Origin of the sequence: Geodermatophilus obscurus (assembly GCF_900143215.1) — a bacterium.
GTDB classification, from domain to species: domain Bacteria; phylum Actinomycetota; class Actinomycetes; order Mycobacteriales; family Geodermatophilaceae; genus Geodermatophilus; species Geodermatophilus obscurus_A.
Genome location: NZ_FRDM01000095.1, coordinates 1 through 1,896, shown reverse-complemented (window position 1 = coordinate 1,896; position 1,896 = coordinate 1). Strand labels below are relative to the sequence as shown.

The following is a 1,896-nucleotide window of genomic DNA, read 5'->3' as shown; positions in this document are numbered from 1 at the left end:
ACGCCCCCGACCTGGCCACCGTCTTCACCGGCGACACCCTGTTCCACGGCGGCCCCGGCGCCACCGGGCGCTCCTACAGCGACAAGCCGACGATCCTGAACTCCATCCGGTCCAAGCTGCTGTCCCTGCACGGCGACACCGTCGTGCGGACCGGCCACGGCGACGACACGACGGTCTCGGCCGAGATCAGCCACGTGCGCTGAGCAGGTCAGGCGACCGGTACCCGTCGCCGGGCCGATGCGAAGCCCAGCCACGTGTGCCGGTTGCCGGCCCAGCACCAGCCGACCTTGGGTGCGTCCCGGCGCTCGCGGCCGTCGCGGCCGGTCCCGTTGCTGATCCACAGGGCCGGGATACGGGCGTCGAGGGCACCGCTGGGCCGGCGCAGCCGCGACCCGATGGTCATGAAGCACCGGTTCCGCTCCAGGACGCCGGGACACTGGAGCAGCCAGTGCACGCCCTCGCCGAGGGTGAGCGGGGTGCGCCCGGCGGCGGTGATCGCCGGCAGCGCCTCGTCGGCGCTCCAGTTCGCCATCTCGTCGCCGCGTTGCAGGTCCTCGACCAGGTAGGCCGGCCCGTCCGGGACGGGAACGCCGTCCAGCGGGCCGAAGGCGTCGACGTCGGTCATGTCCGGGACGACGAAGCCCGGCCGGCCGTGGTGCGCCAGCAGCGGCGCCAGCGCGGACACCGGCGCGAGCCCGGGCGAGACGACCAGCAGGGCGCCGCCGGCTCCGGCCGCCGAGTCGCGCAGCTCGGCGGGGGCGAGGCCGGCGATCTCGTGCACCCCGAGCGCGACCAGCCGCTCGGCCTGGGCGGTGGGGGTCGGGAGGGCGCCGAGGACGAAGGACACGGACGGACCTCCTGAGCGGTGCGGGCGACGGGCACCCAACGCGCCGTTCCGGCGCGGAGTTCCGCCCGGTCGCACCCCGTCCTGGACGCGCTGCTGAACTGCGCGGACTTTCGGGGCTTTTCACGATTGAGGGTGTAGTCGGGGCCTGAATCCGCCGGTCTCGAGCAGGCTCCTGGCGATGTAGTTGGTGAGGTTGCGGAAGCCGAGCGCGGAGCCGCGCAAGTGCTCCAGCCGCCCGTTGAGGGCCTCGGTCGGTCCGTTGCTGGTACCGGGTCGGTCGAAGTACGCCAGGACGTCGGCGGCCCGCTTCTTCAGCGTCCGCCCCAGCGTGATCAGCTCGGTCAGCGCGGCCGGGACGCTGTGTGCGAGCGCGTCGATGAGGTCGCTCATCAGCCGCCGGCCCTTGGCCCGGTCGGGCTCGCGGTAGGCGCCGATCATCCGCTGGTAGATGCCCCAGGTGGCCTCGACCTGGACGTGCTGGTCTGCGGCGAACAGCGCGGTCAGCCGCTGCTGTTGCCGGTCGGTGAGCAGATCCGCACCGGTGTGCAGGACGCGTCGAGCGCGGTAGAGAGGGTCGTCGGTGCGACCGCGGTGCCCGCGGGTGTCCTGCTGCACCCGACGCCGGCAGCGGTCCAGGGCGTCGGCGGCCAGGTGCACGACGTGGAAGGGGTCCATCACCGCGGTCGCCTCCGGCAGCTCCTCGGTGGTGGCGGTCTTGAAGCCGGTGAACCCGTCCATGGCGACCACCTCCACGGCGTCGCGCCATGCCGGGTCGCGATCGGCCAGCCAGGTCTTGAAGGCTTGCTTGGAGCGGCCTTCGACCATGTCCAGCAGCCGGGCCGGGCCGGTGCCGGCGCGCACCGCCGTGAGGTCGATGATCACGGTGACGTACTTGTCGCCGCGGCGGGTGTGGCGCCACACGTGCTCGTCGACCCCGATGACCGCCACGCCGTCGAACCGGCCGGGGTCGTCGATCAGGACCCGCTGGCCTTCGGCGAGGACGGCGTCGTTGGCGGTGTTCCAGGCGACCCCGAGGCCCTCGGCGACGC

The 1,896-nt window shown here is 73.3% G+C and carries 3 protein-coding genes; 1 reads left to right on the top strand and 2 read right to left on the bottom strand.

Annotation, left to right across the window (positions count from 1 at the left end):
* Positions 1-203: MBL fold metallo-hydrolase (locus BUB17_RS25135; protein WP_141243218.1), on the top strand; the 203-nt coding region annotated here is incomplete at its 5' end.
* A gap of 5 nt (positions 204-208) precedes the next feature.
* On the opposite strand, the gene BUB17_RS25130 is transcribed toward BUB17_RS25135, so the two are convergent.
* A complete protein-coding gene (locus BUB17_RS25130) occupies positions 209-847 on the bottom strand; it encodes a DUF5701 family protein (RefSeq protein ID WP_072921582.1) in 639 nt (212 codons plus the stop codon).
* Positions 848-967: 120 nt separating this feature from the next.
* Positions 968-1,896, bottom strand: a 929-nt coding sequence (locus BUB17_RS25125) for an ISL3 family transposase (RefSeq protein ID WP_072921580.1), incomplete at its 5' end; no start/stop codon positions are given.